The sequence below is a fragment of the Alphaproteobacteria bacterium 33-17 genome (assembly GCA_001897445.1).
Taxonomy (GTDB): domain Bacteria; phylum Pseudomonadota; class Alphaproteobacteria; order Rickettsiales; family 33-17; genus 33-17.
Genome location: MKSX01000014.1, coordinates 1 through 13,818 on the forward strand (window position 1 = coordinate 1; position 13,818 = coordinate 13,818).

11 protein-coding genes and 2 tRNA genes are annotated in these 13,818 nt (G+C 33.6%); 12 read left to right on the plus strand and 1 reads right to left on the minus strand.

The genetic code is table 11. The annotated features are described in order from the left end of the window. Positions 1-166: 166 nt before the first annotated feature. Positions 167-243 (minus strand) — tRNA-Asp (locus BGO27_06460). A 140-nt stretch (positions 244-383) separates the two neighbouring features. On the opposite strand from BGO27_06460, the gene BGO27_06465 reads away from it, so the two are divergent. From BGO27_06465 to BGO27_06520, 12 genes are all read left to right on the plus strand, one after another. Further along, positions 384-460: transfer RNA gene (locus BGO27_06465), tRNA-Arg, on the plus strand. A 709-nt stretch (positions 461-1,169) separates the two neighbouring features. After that, on the plus strand, positions 1,170-1,940 hold the full coding sequence (locus BGO27_06470) for a hypothetical protein (GenBank protein OJV15065.1): 771 nt from the start codon (positions 1,170-1,172) through the stop codon (positions 1,938-1,940). A 197-nt stretch (positions 1,941-2,137) separates the two neighbouring features. Further along, on the plus strand, positions 2,138-3,370 hold the full coding sequence (locus BGO27_06475) for an MFS transporter (protein OJV15066.1): 1,233 nt from the start codon (positions 2,138-2,140) through the stop codon (positions 3,368-3,370). Positions 3,371-3,539: 169 nt separating this feature from the next. After that, positions 3,540-4,820: a hypothetical protein gene (locus tag BGO27_06480; GenBank protein OJV15067.1), complete on the plus strand. Its 1,281-nt coding sequence runs from the start codon at positions 3,540-3,542 to the stop codon at positions 4,818-4,820. 117 nt (positions 4,821-4,937) lie between these two features. Beyond that, positions 4,938-6,221 carry a hypothetical protein gene (locus BGO27_06485; protein OJV15068.1) on the plus strand — a complete coding sequence of 428 codons (1,284 nt, stop codon included), beginning with the start codon at positions 4,938-4,940 and terminating at the stop codon, positions 6,219-6,221. 176 nt (positions 6,222-6,397) lie between these two features. Then, positions 6,398-6,853 carry a cell division/cell wall cluster transcriptional repressor MraZ gene (locus tag BGO27_06490; GenBank protein OJV15069.1) on the plus strand — a complete coding sequence of 152 codons (456 nt, stop codon included), beginning with the start codon at positions 6,398-6,400 and terminating at the stop codon, positions 6,851-6,853. A 4-nt stretch (positions 6,854-6,857) separates the two neighbouring features. Beyond that, complete coding sequence (locus BGO27_06495) at positions 6,858-7,748, plus strand: 16S rRNA (cytosine(1402)-N(4))-methyltransferase (GenBank protein OJV15070.1); 891 nt, start codon at positions 6,858-6,860, stop codon at positions 7,746-7,748. After that, positions 7,749-8,123 carry a hypothetical protein gene (locus tag BGO27_06500; GenBank protein OJV15071.1) on the plus strand — a complete coding sequence of 125 codons (375 nt, stop codon included), beginning with the start codon at positions 7,749-7,751 and terminating at the stop codon, positions 8,121-8,123. A 112-nt stretch (positions 8,124-8,235) separates the two neighbouring features. Beyond that, complete coding sequence (locus BGO27_06505; protein ID OJV15139.1) at positions 8,236-9,918, plus strand: hypothetical protein; 1,683 nt, start codon at positions 8,236-8,238, stop codon at positions 9,916-9,918. Further along, positions 9,896-11,326: a hypothetical protein gene (locus BGO27_06510; GenBank protein OJV15072.1), complete on the plus strand. Its 1,431-nt coding sequence runs from the start codon at positions 9,896-9,898 to the stop codon at positions 11,324-11,326. Before BGO27_06505 ends, BGO27_06510 begins: the two co-directional genes overlap by 23 nt. A gap of 2 nt (positions 11,327-11,328) precedes the next feature. Beyond that, entirely contained in the window at positions 11,329-12,702 is a 1,374-nt protein-coding gene (locus tag BGO27_06515; GenBank protein OJV15073.1) for a hypothetical protein, read from the plus strand. Positions 12,703-12,725: 23 nt separating this feature from the next. Next, complete coding sequence (locus BGO27_06520) at positions 12,726-13,814, plus strand: phospho-N-acetylmuramoyl-pentapeptide-transferase (protein OJV15074.1); 1,089 nt, start codon at positions 12,726-12,728, stop codon at positions 13,812-13,814. Positions 13,815-13,818 lie beyond the last annotated feature (4 nt).

Consider the following 13,818-nt stretch of genomic DNA (forward strand, 5'->3'; position numbering starts at 1 on the left):
GACTTTGAAAACTTATCAAGTTACATCATTTTCGGGTTGCTTATAGCATTTAATTTTATACTAAGTCAAGTGAAATATTATAATTTTTGATAAAAGTTTTGAACTAAAGCCAAGTTAAAATATTGATAAATATATGAAAGTATTGTATAGAGATTTGAAATGCGGATGGCGGGAGTGACGGGGCTCGAACCCGCGACCTTCGGCGTGACAGGCCGACGCTCTAACCAACTGAGCTACACCCCCGCATTTCGTTCGGATGAAGCTATATATAAGCAATTATTTTCGTATAATCAAGTCTTTTTTTCGTTTTTATGCAAAAATTTTTTAAAATCATTGTTTTAAGGTTGTTTAGCAGCTATAAGAAAATTAATATTATACTCTGCGCACTTGTAGCTCACCAGGATAGAGCGTTGCTTTCCGAAGGCAAAGGTAGTGGGTTCGATTCCCGCCAAGTGCACCATTAACTTAAGGCTTTGAATTATGGAATGCGTCATTTCCTCGTTCGCCTAGGTTTAAAACTAGGCTTCACTCGTTATTTCTCTATCTAATCTAACCTAAAATATTATAACTTAGATATTTTAAATATGGAATGTGTCATTTCCTCACTCATGTAGATTTTTCTATATATCGCTCGTTATTTCTGTGCAAAACTCAACTTAATTCAGCATACAAAATGCAGTGCATTTTTCACAATTGTAGAAGTTCATAATATCGGTAACGGTCATTACAAGGAATATAAAGCTATTTCCGTATTAATCTAATTGAATTTAATTAAAATCCATATAAATTACGACCAGGGGGCGAGCCTAATAAAATAAGGCGAGGGGAGTAATTTATATGTTCGATTTAACACCCCAATAAATAGAAAAAAAATGACCTCCCGGGGGTGGTCAGTCATTTTTTGTTTTTTTTATCATTGATGACGTCTATTACCAAACCTTTTCACTTAAAATTCCATCACCGATACTTTGAACCTATACAATTACGAAAAGTATGAAATATTTTGAAGTAATCCAGGAAAAATATATTAATTCCTCTAAATAATGGCATGTATATTGTCCGATGTATAATAATAAATTAATAATTTGCTATAAAATTAACAATTTTTAATTGACTTTTAGGTTGTATGTTGCTAAATTCATCTATCAAAAATTTAAAGGATTAATACCATGGCAATATCATTAGATAAATCTAATTTAGAGTTAAGCTTAGACTTTAGAGGGTCAAAATATTCCGCAAAGCTAATATCCTCTAATATTATGCCTCTAATTGGTAAATTCAGTATTAGCAGTTTAGTATTATTTGCCCTTGCTCCTGAAATGGGAATTCGTAAAGTATTGCTATGGAGCGTATTTAGCGCGGGAATATGGAATAATTTAGCGCCTAATACGCCAAACAAATTTGAGCCTGCAAGGACTCTTCACTCGGCTATATTCCATACCGTATTTACTGTGGCTATTGGTCTTCCGGGTAAACTTGGAGGGCTATTAAGCAGGATGCTTAAGAAAGCTAATGATCCGTCTATCATGCATTTTTTTGAAGTTGCTTGCAGAGCTGGTATATTTATGAAATTTGTTTTACCAAGAATTGGTGCGGCTACTTTTCCTGCATACTTAAGATTGCCAATCATAGCTCTGGCAGGTTATGCATTTTTTGAGGCCGAGCAAAGGATTTGCGCATATTTTCTTAATGAAAAGATTGTACCTGGCGCTAGGTTTGAAGTGAAATCTGCAAAGCTTATCGAAAAATTGGCAAAGCCTTATACAAATGGTTGCGCGCAAGTCAATGATGCAGCAATCAAGTTTAAAGGTAGTGAGCTTTCATGGTTAGAGCGTACTTTTAACCCACTTGCTTCGCTGGTTGAAACAAAAAAGGATAATTTACATACAGGTATTGTTAATCAGGCTAATAGCTTAATAAACCATATGATTGGTAGATAAATTCTATAGGTTTATTGACTTTAGTATGAAATAATGCTATTATAAGTGAAATTTTATTAATTATATTATAATGTATAACTTACTTCTAAACATTATTATCTCTTCAATTATTATCGGCTGAAAAGCCGAAACATATTCTTACACCCAAAATTCTACAATTTAATTTTTACTAAATAACATAAACAAAGAGATAAACAATGTTTAAACATAGATTTATGCCACTTTTAATGTGGTTTGTTCCCCTTAGCTTTTTTGCGTTTCAATTTATATTAAGGCTGTGGCCAAGTCTTAATATGGAAAGCATTATGCTTCAATTTAACATAACTGCGGCAGGATTTGGATTTTTGGCATCGCTATATTACTATGGTTATGCTGGTATGCAGCTGCCAATTGCCGTTTTATTGGATAAATTTGGGGCAAAAACAGTTTTGTTCTTCTGCGCTATGATGTGCGGGCTTGCAACATTCTTATTTACTTATACAGATAATTGGATGCTAGCGTGTTTGAGTAGGTTTTTAATTGGCGCTGGTTCTGCGATAGGATTTTTAGGAGTATCTAAAGTTATATCAGAATGGTTTAGTGAGACAATGTACGCTAAAATGGTTGGTTATAGCTTTAGTGTTGGTTTGCTAGGTGCTGTATATGGTGGTATGCCAATAAATTCGCTAATAGAAACATACGGTAACAATAAAGTAGCTTATATATTAGGATCAATAGCTATAGCTATATCTTTTGCTGCGCTATTATTTTTAAAATCACCTAAGAAATTTGAAAAAGAGGCTGAGAAAAACCCGATATCTCTTAAAGACTTAAAAGAGTTGCTAAGTTCAAAGTTTATATGGGTCTTTGCATTTGCTAATTTACTTATGGTTGGTAGCTTAGAGGGTTTTGCTGACGTTTGGGGCGTGTCGTTCTTAATGCAGTTTTATAATTTAAGTAAATCTAGTGCAGCTGAGCTTACGTCCTTTATATTTGTAGGAATGCTTTTTGGTGGACCAATTCTTGCTTTTTTCTCAGATAAATTGGGTAAAAAAACTGTTTTAGTTGCTAGCGGCTTTATGCTTGCTGTATTGCTAAGTTTAGTGATATATGGTGTAAGTAGCAGCTGGGTATTTTTAGCGAGTATATTTTTCTTAATAGGTGTATTTTGCTGTTACCAGGTTATAGTATTTGCTATGGGTGCGGATATGGTCGATCACAGACTGCTTGGGATTACAATTGCTTTTTTAAATTCAATAAATATGCTTGGTGGGTCATTTTTCCATACAATGGTTGGATCACTCATGGATCTGTTTTGGAATGGTGAAAAGTTAGAATCGGGACTTAAATTCTATTCATCCTTAAACTGCCAGCTGGCTCTTAGTGTAATACCTGTATGTGCTGTTGCAGGAAGCTTAATTGTAATGTTATTGAAAAACAAGCATAAATAAAACTCTAAAAGTTATAAGACCTTTTTGTATATAAAAAATATTTGTTATATTAATCAGTAACTTATAGCAGATTTTGTGTAAAAGGTCTTAATCGCCCAATTTAGTTAATTGAAATTAATATTGATATAGTTTGCAATTTAATTAAATTTTTAATAAATTGGGTGATTTTATGAAAGCTTCAGGAGAAATCAAAGTAAGAAAAACTTTGCAGGATTTTGCTAAGTTGGTAGCTGAGAAGCAACCAAATAATATGGCATTAAAAAATTTGATTGAGATTTTGCAAGATGATACAGAGTTTAAAAAACTTGAGAAATTTATTCTGGATTCAATAACAAACGAAACTCCGATAAGTAAAGCACCAGTAATGATGCTTAAAAAGCTGGTTTCCCATATTCACAAATTATCAGGTGGCGAGGCTTCTGATAATCCACTAAAAAAACCTCCATATAATACTAAGGAGTTTGAGGATTTTTATAATGATCTAGCTGTATTAAAAAATTATTCGTTTGTTTATAATGAAGACGAAAGATTTTTAGCATATAATAATAAAAACAAAGTAAATTTAGATAAGCTGCAAGATCTTGAAGATAATTTTAGAAAATCAAGACTTGTACCAAAGATGGTATTATCATCTGTAGCTACTATAGTATTAGTTACGGTTGCTACTGGCATACTTGCTGGGCTTAGCTCTCCTGTTATATTAGGTTCAGCTGCTGTATTTATTACGAAGTACCTTGCAGTTACAATGGGAGTTGCTAAAGGATTTGCAGTTGTTAGCGGTGTATTGGCAGCATTTGGGCTTGGTGCTTTGGGTTATAAATCACTAAGAATACTTAGTGATAATGAAATCAAGTTTTACAAATCAAAAAGTGAGATTAAAGACTTAAAAGATGATATAATTTCTGATGTATATAATGAAAAACGTAATATATTTAAAGGCAGTTTTCTAAGAGATAGTATTTTAAAATCAAGTTTTGAAAATGTTGTGGTTCAAGCTGCGGCTTATCTTGTTTCAGAAATTCAGGATAAAAAACAGCAGAAAGACTTTATAAATTTAATTAAAGAAATTTATCCTAAAATAGAATTTGTTGATCATACAAAGACAAAATCAAAAAAGATTGTAACTCAAGAAGAAGTTGCACAAGTGGATTTTGCTTTAAGTAACTGGAAGGCTATATATGTTGATTCAGATCCAGATATAAAAAAGCTTTTTGATAAAATTCCATCAGAATATAAAAAAGTTTTTGATATATCAAGGTATGAAAACATGCCAGCGGGAGTTGCTAAGCTTATACTAAGTGTCGATTTGAAAAAATTTGAAGGCGCTTTCTTTAGTGAAGTTGTTGTTAACATTAATGATTCACGTGATAAAAACTTACATAGATCAATACTGGATATTCGGGCATTAATAACAATTATAGAAGGTAAATCCCCGAATTTATCTATATAGATAAGTCATTGAAAATTAATAAATTGCAATAATTTATTTAATAAAATATACAAACCTATTTATATTAAGTTTAAATAATGTTAAAATATTAATATTAACGATAACTAGAGGTTTGTTATGGAAATGAAAGATAATAATATAGGTAACGATAAAAAAACATATGAAGTTACGGTAATTACACCGGTAATGGACATGTTTAAAGCTATGTTAGATCAGGGGCCAAATGCTAGTATTAAAGCAAGTAATAATCCTGCTGTAAAAAAAATAATTGCACTAATGGCAGATGAGAAATTCTTAAAAAATGCAATGATGAATTTTACTTCGCTGAGTAACCCTAAGTCAACAGATGAGTTTGTAAATGATTTTATTAGTCAAATAGAAGACGATATTAAAACATTTAAGCCAGCTGAAAAAGAGTCTATTAGAAAAACCGCGACTAAAACTCTTGAGGCTATGAAAAAGATTTTTGATCAGGATGTTGATGTTAATTTAAATTCTGGTGTTGAAAGAAAGAATTTAAAATCATCTCAATTTAAGAGAAATCTGACTAGAGTTGGTATTGTTGTGTGCGTTGTGGCAACTGTTGGTGTGGTTTTGGCGCTTTCGCAAGCATTAATATCTGGTATGGCGGTTGCATTAGTTACGAAGTATGTTGTATCTAGTTTAGTTGCTGCTAAAGCAATAGCATATGTTGGTGCGGCAGTTACAGCAATTGGTGCTGTGGCTGTTGATTTGAAACTTGTAAAAAAGTCCAAAGAATTTACTAAAACAATTAATGATACTAAAGCTAAGATAGCAGGAATTCAAAAATCAAAAGAAGATAATACTGCGAAAGCTGTAAATGAGTTGTGTAATGCAATAATGGCGGAAGCTAAGAATGCAAGTATAGTAAGTAATCCTACTAAAGCACAGGAATCCATAATCACATCTGATAAAAAAGATAAAATTAAATCTAAAACAGCAAAATCTGTTCAAAAGAAATTGATGAAAGCTGTTGAGCCAGCACCGAAAGTTATTAAGCCAGAAAAACCCCCTAAGAACACAGGTGGTGATGGTATTGTACATGATGAGGTTAAGAAGTTTGAAAATTTAGTAAATATGAAAGCAGACGAAAGTTTAGTAACTTTAAGAAATAATGTTGCTTCATGTTTTAATAATCAAGAAAAATCAACAATGATTAAATTTGCTACTAACAAAGGCATAAAGCTTGAAAAAATTACAACAGAAGAATTTTGGAAAGGAAAAACACCAGAGCAGGCTTCTAAAGAAATAAAACAACTTGTAAAGGATTTTAAAACTGCTTGGAATCAAGATAGAACTATACAAAATAAGAAAGCAGTTAAAGTCGTGCTTGAAAATATTGATAAAGCTTGTAACTTGAATATTAAAGAAAAATCATAATATCAAAAAATGGGGCAAATATTTATTGTATTTACCCCATTTTTCGTTAACTGTTGCCATGTAATAAAAAAAATTAAAAAAATGCCTAATATTTATATTTTAGGCGATTGACTTACCATATATTATCAGCTATCATCCATTTTGAACCATAAAATCCCATAAAAAACCAAAATAAAATGAAATTATTTTTGTCCAACTTCACTAACAAGCTCGATAAAAAGGGCAGGGTGTCTGTACCTGCACAGTATCGCACAGTTCTTGTGAATCAGGAATTTAGTGGGATAATCACATACGAATCATTCATAAATAACTGCATTGAAGCTAGCGGAATTGACAGATTTGTAAAATTAAATGAATTTATTGAGAACCTTGATCCTTTTTCAGAAGAGCGAGATGCATTTGCAGCAGCTATTTTAGGCGGAAGTCAGCAACTAAGTTTCGACAGCGAGGGTAGGGTATTGTTACCAGAAAGTTACATTTTTAACTTAAATTTATCAGAAAACGTGACTTTTGTTGGAAAAGGTGATACATTTGAGATATGGAACCCTAATGAGTTTGCGGTATATGCAGAAAAAGCTCGGGCACTTGCCAAAGAAAAACGTTCAAGTCTTAAGATAAAGGGAGGCTTTTAATAAAATGCAAGAAGCTGACCAACACATTCCCGTACTCCTTAAAGAGGTGATAGAATTTGCATCTCCGCTAAAAGGTAAGCGTGCAATTGACTGTACGTTTGGGTTTGGGGGCTACACAAAAGCTATGCTTGCGGAAAAAGCCATTGTTCTTGGTATTGATCAGGATCCTAGTGTTGCGCCTTTCGCTGATAAGGTTTCAAAAGAATATAAAGGTTTTAAGTTTGCAAAAGGAAATTTTGAAGATTTAAAGCAGATTGCTCACAGAGAAGATTTTATTCCTGCTGATGTTATTGTTATGGATATTGGCGTTTCTTCAATGCAAATTGATAATGCAGAACGTGGGTTTTCTTTTCAGAAAGATGGTCCATTAGATATGAGGATGGGTGATAAAGGTAAATCCGCATTCGATGTTGTAAACTATTACCGTGAAGAAGATCTTGCCAATGTTATTTACAACTATGGTGGGGAAAGAAAGTCACGTAGAATAGCAGCAAGAATTATCGCTGAGCGCAAAAAAGCAAAAATTGATACAACATTTAAGCTTGCTGATATTGTAAGGTCATGCGTAAGAAAATCTTTTAAAAACCCTATTGATCCTGCAACCAGAACATTTCAGGCAATTAGAATTGAAGTTAACAGAGAATTAGAAGTGCTTAAGGATGCTCTAAAAAGCGCTTCAGAAATTTTACCTGTAGGCGGAAAAATTATCGTTGTAACTTTCCACTCTCTTGAAGACAGAATAGTTAAACATTATTTTAGAGAGCTAGCTGAAGATAAAGCCTTCAAAATTTTGACTAAAAAACCAGTTTGCGCTGGTGACGAAGAATTAGATAGAAATCCAAGATCACGCTCTGCGAAGCTTAGAGTTATTGAAAAAGTGGAGGAGGTAGCTTAAATGAAGATACCTTTGCACCTATTTGTTTCTTTAAGTTTATTATTTTTAAGCGGCGTTGCAATGTTTCATGTAAAATTTCAGGTGCAAAATTTATCAAAAGATATGGTTGAAATACAGAAGCAAATTCTGCAGGAAAAAAGTGAAATTAAAGTTTTAAATGCAGAGTGGTCATATTTAAATCAGCCTGAAAGACTAAGAAAAATTGTTGTGCAATATTATCCAGCTCTAAAGCCTATTGATGTTGCTCAGCTTGGTTTCAAAAAATATAAATCTACCCCAGAAGTTATAACAGAATTTGCTGAAGAAAAAGCTGCAAAGACTGTTGACAATGTGTCTTTTAAGATTCAGAATTCATCTTATTCTAACGATGAATAAGGGGAGGCTTATAATGGCATGTTTTAATCTGAAAATCCTATATATTATCTAGAATTTCATTATGAATAAACATGAATTATGGGTAATTGGAAAAAGGTTTATAAGAACTAAAATATTCCCGCTTTTTTACCCTAATCTCAATCAAACCGCCCAGCGATCTTTTTTTGTTGGTATTTGCTTTGCTATTGGATTTTGTATAGTTGCTATTAAAGCATATAATGTTGTTTCGTCAAAATATGATGACTTTGCAGTTGATAAATTACATTACAATAGCTCATCATTTCATCGTAAAAATATCGTAGACAGAAATGGACAGGTATTGGCTGTTGACCTTGCAATATCTTCAATTTATGCAAATCCAAAAAAAATATTGGATGCTAAAGAAGCAGTGAAGAAGTTAAAAGAAGTATTTCCTGGTTTAAATTCTCAAACTTTATATAAAGACCTAACATCAAAGAAAAAAAGCTTTGTATGGATCAAACGAAATGCGACGCCAAAAGAAGTTTACGCAGTAAATAAGCTTGGGCTTCCTGGTGTAATGTATGAAAACGGTCATAGAAGATTTTACCCGCATAATAATTTGCTAAGCCATATAATAGGTTATGTGGGTATAGACGGTATGGGGCTTGCCGGTATTGAAAAAAACTTTGATAAACAGCTTATAATAGATGAAGGAATAGATAGTAATGATAGCTTAGCGCTTTCAATAGATTTAAGAATACAGTTTATTGTATATGAAGAGCTTAAGGCTGCTTTTGATGAATTTAAGCCAATAGGGGCTGCGGCAATAGTTGCAGATGTTTCAAATGGTGAGATTTTAAGTATAGTGAGCCTTCCTGATTTTAACCCCCATAATCCAGGTAAGGCATCATCAGAGCAGTTATTTAACCGCGCAACCCATGCTTCTCAAGAGCTGGGTTCAGTATTTAAAATTGTAACTATGGCTATGGGGATCGATAATAAAACGGTGAACCTTGCTTCAAGTTATGATGTAAGCGAACCGATAAAATACGCAAGGTTTAAGCTAAAAGATTATCATGCTAAAGGGGGGGTGCAAACAATCCCTCAAATATTTTTAAATTCATCTAACATTGGGACTGCAAAAATTGCTATGGATTTGGGTATTGACATTCAAAAAAAATACCTAAAAAAGTTTGGGCTTTTTGATCCAGTATCAATTGAAATACCTGAGAAAGGGCAGGCTTTATATCCATCAAGTAGCAAATGGGGCGCGCTAAGCACAATGACTATATCATATGGGCATGGCATGATGCTCACGCCAATACATTTTATGCGTAGTTTTATAGGTATTTTAAATGATGGAAAAATGTTTGAACCAACCTTATTACTAGATGGGAATAAAGGAAAGATTCCTACAAAAATCATAGCAACAGATACAGCGGATAAGATAAAAAAATTGCTAAGGCTGGTAGTTAAAGAAGGTACGGGTAAAAAAGCAGAAGCTATGGGTTATATAGTAGGTGGTAAAACCGGAAGTGCCGAGAAAAGTATAAAAGGCGGATATAGTAAAAAAGCTAATATATCGTCATTTGTGGCGGCTTTTCCAATACACGAACCTAAATATGCACTGTTCGTTATCCTTGATGAACCTAAAGGAAATGCAGCAACATTCGGATATGCTACAGGTGGCTGGACGGCAGCACCCGTGATCAGTAAAATTATAACCAGAATGTCGGCTGTTTTAGGCATCGAACCAATTGACGAAGAAGACAAAAATATATCAAAGAAACTATACATAGACAGGTCGCTTTATGACAACAAAGAGTCTTTTTAATATTCTGGAAAAGGCAAATATTAAACATAATTTGCAGGAAGATATACAAATTGATAATCTAACCGATGACTCTAGAAAAGTAAGCCAGAACTCTTTGTTTTTAGCTCCAAACCTTGAAATTTCTAAAACTGAAAACTTTATTAAAATGGCCGTGCAAAAAGGCGCAAAGATTGTAATTGCTCCTAAAAATAATTATTCAGATTTTGGTGTGCCAATTATTCAGGTGGAAGATGATAAAATTGCCAAAATGCATGTTGCAAAAGCAATGTATCCAAAGCAGCCCGAAAATGTTTATGCTGTTACAGGATCAAATGGTAAAACTTCTACCGCGCATTTTATAAGGCAAATGCTTTACTTTACAGGTATAAAAGCCATAAGCATAGGTACTTTGGGGGTGGGGTATGATGAAAATAACTATGATTTATCAAAAGAAAATGCCTCGCTTACCACGCCAGGTGCAATTGATTTACATAGAATTTTAGATAGTTTAGCAGATAATTATAACTATGCCGCGCTTGAGGCTTCAAGTCATGGGCTTGATCAGCACAGGCTTGATATGGTTAAGGTTAAAGCTGTAGGGTTTACCAATTTTACTCAGGATCACCTAGATTATCATAAAACTATGGGAGAATATTTTGCAGCTAAAATGCGGATATTTGATTTGGTTCAAAAAGGCAGTATTGCGGCGGTAAATAGTGACATTGCGCAGTTTAATGAAATTGTTGCAAAGACTAGCCAAAAACAATTGCAACTTATTGATTTTGGTTATAAAGCTAAGGCAATAAAAATTATTAGCTGTATTCCTAATATTAAAGGTATGGCTGTTGAACTTGAATATTTTGGTAAAAAAATGTCATTTGAGCTTAGTTTAGTTGGAGATTTTCAGTTATACAACTTTATAACTGCACTTGCTATGTTAGCTAATGACATTAACAATCCTGAAGATATTATTCCAAAATTATCACCAGTACCTGGCAGAATGCAAAAAGTAAATTCCAGTAAAAATATTTACGTAGATTATGCTCATACACCTGATGCACTTGAGAAAGCTCTAAAAGTAATTAAAGATCATAAACCTAATAAAATTATTACTGTTTTTGGATGTGGCGGGGAAAGGGATGCGCTTAAAAGACCAATAATGGGTGATATTGCAGCAAAACTTTCAGATGCTGTGATTGTAACAGATGATAACCCAAGATCTGAAGATGCAGCAAGTATAAGGAAACAGGTGATAGGTAGTCATAAATTCATTGAAATTGCTGATAGAAAACTTGCAATTCAGGAAGCTGTAAGTATGGCTGGTGTAAACGATATAGTATTAATTGCAGGTAAGGGTCATGAAAAATACCAGATAATAGGTGATACAAAATTAGATTTTGACGATGTAAAAATAGCCGAGGAGATTTAGTGATGATTTGGGATAATAAGCTACTTGCAGAAGCTTTAGGTATTGAAATAGATTTTGAATTTAAAGCTAAGGGTTTTTATTTTAACTCTAAGGAAGTTAGAGCTGGAGATGTTTTTATCGCTTTAAAAGGTGAAAATGGTGATGGTCATTTATATATCGAAAGCGCGCTTCATAATGGCGCGTCTGTTGTAATTGCTGAGAAAAATGATTTAAATGATCCGCGTATTGTGGTAGTTGAAAATACTTTAGATGCGCTTTATAAGATGGCTCATTTTAAAAGAAGTAACGTTAAAGCAACTTATATAGGCGTTACAGGCAGTGTTGGTAAAACCTCAACAAAAGAAATGCTAGCGTCTTATTTTTCTGCTTATGGCAAAACCACCAAGACCGAAGGTAATTTTAATAACGATTTGGGCGTACCCATAACATTATCAAGAATGCCAATGGACGCTACATATGCCATTATTGAAATGGGGATGAGTTCTAAAGGTGAAATTGAAAAGCTAACAAAAATTGTAAATCCAAAAATTTGCATTGTTACAAATGTTGAGGCGGTTCACTTAGAGTTTTTTGATTCAGTAGAAGGTATTGCAGATGCAAAGTCTGAGATATTTATGGGTACTGATGAGAGCAGAATTGCAGTCATTAATATAGATAACCAATATGCGCCCAGACTTATTTCTAATGCTAAGAAATATGGCGTTAAAAATATCAAAACTTTTGGTAAAAGCAAAGAAGCAGATATTAAACTAAAATCATGTGGAATTATTGATAGCCATACATTTGTAAAAGTATTATATGGTGAAAATGAATATGAGTACCAAATTCCTGTGGTTGGCGAGCATCAGGCTTATAATTCTATGGTCTGTATCTTGGCTGCATCAAGCCTTAGTCTAAATCCTTCGGCAGGTATTAGTACACTTAAAGATATGGAGATTGCAAAGGGAAGAGGAGAGATTTTTGCATCTCAAATCGATGGTAAAAGAATTACCATTGTTAATGAAGCATATAATGCAAGTCCAGCGGCAGTAAAAGCTGTGCTTATGGCATATGGTCAAAAGTTCGCTCAATCTCGTAAAATTGCAGTACTTGGTGATATGAAAGAGCTTGGTGAGAGCGCGCAAAACTTTCATGCGAATCTGGCAGACGATATCTATCAAAGTGGCATTGACCTTGTTGTATGTGTGGGTGATATGATGAAGAACCTTTATAACAACCTGGAAGAAAATTATAGGTTTGGTTATTTTATTAATATTGATGAAATGATGAATTCAGATATACTAAAGAAAATAAATGATGGGGATGTGCTGATTTTTAAAGGCTCAAACTCTATGAGATTATATAAAATGGCAGATAGCCTAAAACTAAGCAGTTAACGATTTATTCGGGTGAATTCAAGATGCTTTATTATTTAACACAGGAAGTGTTCAAAGACGTGCATTACTTTCATATCTTTAAGTATATTACTTTCAGAGGATTTGGCGCGGCTATAACATCGATGCTAATAATGTTTTTATTTATGAATAAGTTTATAGCTTATTTGCAAAAAATACAAAATGGAGGTCAGCCAATTAGAGACGATGGTCCTGAAAGCCACTTTAAAAAGCGTGGTACTCCTACAATGGGTGGGCTGCTTATGATGATTAGTATATTTGTAAGTGTTATCTTATGGGGTGACCTTTCAAATAGCTCCCTTCAGCTTACAATGTTTGTTACAGGTTCATATGCACTTTTAGGATTTATTGATGATTACCGTAAGGTGACTAAACGTAACAGTAAGGGCGTTAGCGGTAAGTTTAAGCTGGCATATCAGTTTATTATAAGTCTTGTTGCTTATTTATGGATTCAAAAAATTATGCCATCGGCACTTGATAACAAGCTTGCGTTACCAATTTTTAAAGAAGTTTTAATTGACCTTGGATGGTTATACTTTCCATTTATTGCATGCGTAACAATTGGAGCGTCAAATGCTGTAAACCTTACAGATGGACTAGATGGTCTTGCAATAGTGCCAGTAATGATTACAGCATTTTGTTTTAGTGTTATAGCTTATGTTGTGGGCAATAGCATATTTTCGGAATACCTTAAAGTTCATCATGTAATTGGAGTGGGGGAATTATCATTATTTCTTGCATGTATGATTGGTGCTGGGCTTGGATTTTTATGGTATAACTGCTCTCCAGCTAAAATATTTATGGGTGACACAGGAAGCTTAGCATTTGGCGGAAGCCTTGGTATTGTAAGTGTGCTAACCAAACATGAGTTAGTGCTTGCAATGGTCGGCGGACTGTTTGTAATTGAGGCATTGTCTGTAATTGTTCAGGTGTATTACTACAAATTATCCAAAGGAAAGCGTATATTTTTGATGGCGCCAATTCATCATCACTTTGAGAAAAAAGGATGGAGTGAGCCAATGGTAGTGGTAAGGTTTTGGATTATAAGCATTATATTTGCCATTATCGGGATGAGTACACTGAAAATAAGGTAATGTA

Excerpts from the sequence above, each read along its gene's own strand:
- BGO27_06470 (OJV15065.1), top strand. The coding sequence starts at position 1,170 with ATGGCAATATCATTAGATAAATCTAATTTAGAGTTAAGCTTAGACTTT.
- BGO27_06475 (OJV15066.1), top strand. The coding sequence starts at position 2,138 with ATGTTTAAACATAGATTTATGCCACTTTTAATGTGGTTTGTTCCCCTT.
- BGO27_06480 (OJV15067.1), top strand. The coding sequence starts at position 3,540 with ATGAAAGCTTCAGGAGAAATCAAAGTAAGAAAAACTTTGCAGGATTTT.
- BGO27_06485 (OJV15068.1), top strand. The coding sequence starts at position 4,938 with ATGGAAATGAAAGATAATAATATAGGTAACGATAAAAAAACATATGAA.
- BGO27_06490 (OJV15069.1), top strand. The coding sequence starts at position 6,398 with ATGAAATTATTTTTGTCCAACTTCACTAACAAGCTCGATAAAAAGGGC.
- BGO27_06495 (OJV15070.1), top strand. The coding sequence starts at position 6,858 with ATGCAAGAAGCTGACCAACACATTCCCGTACTCCTTAAAGAGGTGATA.
- BGO27_06500 (OJV15071.1), top strand. The coding sequence starts at position 7,749 with ATGAAGATACCTTTGCACCTATTTGTTTCTTTAAGTTTATTATTTTTA.
- BGO27_06510 (OJV15072.1), top strand. The coding sequence starts at position 9,896 with ATGACAACAAAGAGTCTTTTTAATATTCTGGAAAAGGCAAATATTAAA.
- BGO27_06515 (OJV15073.1), top strand. The coding sequence starts at position 11,329 with ATGATTTGGGATAATAAGCTACTTGCAGAAGCTTTAGGTATTGAAATA.
- BGO27_06520 (OJV15074.1), top strand. The coding sequence starts at position 12,726 with ATGCTTTATTATTTAACACAGGAAGTGTTCAAAGACGTGCATTACTTT.